The following is a 3,299-nucleotide window of genomic DNA, read 5'->3' as shown; positions in this document are numbered from 1 at the left end:
GTGGTGTGTGGCAAGTTGTCGGCCAATTAGTACCGGTCAGCTTCACGAGTCGTTAGTCCTCGCTTCCACGTCCGGCCTATCAACCCAGTGGTCTGCTGGGGGCCTTCCCACCCGTGGGTGGTGGAAACCTCATCTTGAAGCAGGCTTCCCGCTTAGATGCTTTCAGCGGTTATCCCTTCCGAACGTAGCCAACCAGCCGTGCTCCTGGCGGAACAACTGGCACACCAGAGGTTCGTCCGTCCCGGTCCTCTCGTACTAGGGACAGCCCTTCTCAAGTTTCCTGCGCGCGCAGCGGATAGGGACCGAACTGTCTCACGACGTTCTAAACCCAGCTCGCGTACCGCTTTAATGGGCGAACAGCCCAACCCTTGGGACCTACTCCAGCCCCAGGATGCGACGAGCCGACATCGAGGTGCCAAACCATGCCGTCGATATGGACTCTTGGGCAAGATCAGCCTGTTATCCCCGGGGTACCTTTTATCCGTTGAGCGACGGCGCTTCCACAAGCCACCGCCGGATCACTAGTTCCGACTTTCGTCCCTGCTCGACCTGTCAGTCTCACAGTCAAGCTCCCTTGTGCACTTGCACTCGACACCTGATTGCCAACCAGGCTGAGGGAACCTTTGAGCGCCTCCGTTACATTTTAGGAGGCAACCGCCCCAGTTAAACTACCCACCAGGCACTGTCCCTGGTCCGGATCACGGACCGAGGTTAGATGTGCAGTACGACCAGAGTGGTATTTCAACGGCGACTCCACCACCACTGGCGTGGCGGCTTCACGGTCTCCCACCTATCCTACACAAGCCGTACCGAACACCAATACCAAGCTATAGTAAAGGTCCCGGGGTCTTTCCGTCCTGCTGCGCGTAACGAGCATCTTTACTCGTAGTGCAATTTCGCCGAGTTCGCGGTTGAGACAGCGGAGAAGTCGTTACGCCATTCGTGCAGGTCGGAACTTACCCGACAAGGAATTTCGCTACCTTAGGATGGTTATAGTTACCACCGCCGTTTACTGGGGCTTAAATTCTGAGCTTCGCCTTGCGGCTGACCCGTCCTCTTAACCTTCCAGCACCGGGCAGGCGTCAGTCCGTATACATCGTCTTGCGACTTCGCACGGACCTGTGTTTTTAGTAAACAGTCGCTTCTCCCTGGTCTCTGCGGCCCTCAAGGGCTAGCCAGCTAGTGGCTTCACCCCTCGGGCCCCCCTTCTCCCGAAGTTACGGGGGCATTTTGCCGAGTTCCTTAACCACGATTCTCTCGATCGCCTTGGTATGCTCTACCTGACCACCTGAGTCGGTTTCGGGTACGGGCGGCTAGGCCCTCGCGTCGAGGCTTTTCTAGGCAGCATAGGATCACCCTGCTTCCCCCTTGCGGGGTCACCATCGGACCTGAGGCTTGATGGGGTGCGGATTTGCCTGCACCCCGCCCTGCATCCTTGGACGTGCATTGCCATTAAGCACGCGGAGGCTACCTGTCTGCGTCACCCCTGTTAATACGCTTACCTACTGCCGGCTTGGGTCCCACGCGCCGCCGTCCCGTTGGCCCGAAGGCCGGTGGGACGGTTTTGGGTGGTTAGCATCACCGGGGCCGGTATGGTCGGTCCTTCGCCGGTACGGGAATATCAACCCGTTGTCCATCGACTACGCCTGTCGGCCTCGCCTTAGGTCCCGACTTACCCAGGGCGGATTAGCCTGGCCCTGGAACCCTTGGTCATTCGGCGGACGGGTTTCTCACCCGTCATTCGCTACTCATGCCTGCATTCTCACTCGTGTGGGATCCACCGCTGGGTCACCCCGCGGCTTCACCTCCCACACGACGCTCCCCTACCCACCCACGCCCCTGAACACCCCTCGAGGGGATGCTTGGGTATTGCGTGGATGCCACAGCTTCGGCGGTGTGCTTGAGCCCCGCTACATTGTCGGCGCGGAATCACTTGACCAGTGAGCTATTACGCACTCTTTCAAGGGTGGCTGCTTCTAAGCCAACCTCCTGGTTGTCTGGGCAACTCCACATCCTTTCCCACTTAGCACACGCTTGGGGGCCTTAGCTGGTGGTCTGGGCTGTTTCCCTCTCGACTACGAAGCTTATCCCCCGCAGTCTCACTGCCCTGCTCTCACTTGCCGGCATTCGGAGTTTGGTTGACGTCAGTAACCTTGTAGGGCCCATCGGCCATCCAGTAGCTCTACCTCCGGCAAGAAACACAGGACGCTGCACCTAAATGCATTTCGGGGAGAACCAGCTATCACGGAGTTTGATTGGCCTTTCACCCCTACCCACAGGTCATCCCCTCAGTTTTCAACCTAAGTGGGTTCGGTCCTCCACGCACTCTTACATGCGCTTCAACCTGCCCATGGGTAGATCACTCCGCTTCGGGTCTAGAGCACGCGACTGTATCGCCCTGTTCGGACTCGCTTTCGCTACGGCTGCCCCACACGGGTTAACCTCGCCACATGCCACTAACTCGCAGGCTCATTCTTCAAAAGGCACGCCGTCACCCCAGCTAGGGAGGCTCCGACGGATTGTAAGCATCCGGTTTCAGGTACTATTTCACTCCCCTCCCGGGGTACTTTTCACCTTTCCCTCACGGTACTTGTCCGCTATCGGTCACCAGGTAGTATTTAGGCTTAGCAAGTGGTCTTGCCAGATTCACACGGGATTTCACGGGCCCCGTGCTACTCGGGATACCTGCAAGGAGGCCGCGGTGTTTCGTCTACGGGGGTCTCACCCACTGTGCCCGGCCTTCCCAGACCGTTCGACTACACCACGACTTTCTCACTCCCCACCAGACCGGCAGATCTGATAAGCAGGTCCCACGACCCCGAAGGTGCAACGCCCGCCGGCTATCACACACCCCCGGTTTAGCCTCATCCGCTTTCGCTCGCCACTACTCACGGAATATCTCTTCCTGTGGGTACTGAGATGTTTCACTTCCCCACGTTCCCCCCACACGCCCTATATATTCAGGCGCGGGTAACCGCACATGACTGCGGCCGGGTTCCCCCATTCGGACACCCTCGGATCACAGCTCGTTTGCCAGCTCCCCGAGGCTTATCGCAGGCTACAACGTCCTTCATCGGCTCCTGGTGCCAAGGCATCCACCGAATGCTCTTAAAAACTTGACCACAAAAGATCAAAGATGCTCGCGTCCACTGTACAGTTCTCAAGCTACGCACCAACACCACCCACCCGCCGCCCCCAACCAGGGACACCGACCGGCATGGCATGGCCACCTCGAGCAAACCCGCACCCACCCGCCCCCCGCACCCACCCCACAAAGGGGCGGACACCGAGACCATGTG

The 3,299-nt window shown here is 58.8% G+C and carries 1 rRNA gene; it reads right to left on the bottom strand.

What is annotated here, in order from left to right:
- Nucleotides 1-6: 6 nt before the first annotated feature.
- Nucleotides 7-3,122 (bottom strand): 23S ribosomal RNA (locus tag EJK16_RS09330).
- Nucleotides 3,123-3,299: the final 177 nt, after the last annotated feature.

Origin of the sequence: Georgenia sp. SYP-B2076 (genome assembly GCF_003991205.1) — a bacterium.
Lineage (GTDB): Bacteria > Actinomycetota > Actinomycetes > Actinomycetales > Actinomycetaceae > Georgenia.
This window is presented reverse-complemented; position numbering and strand designations above follow the sequence as displayed.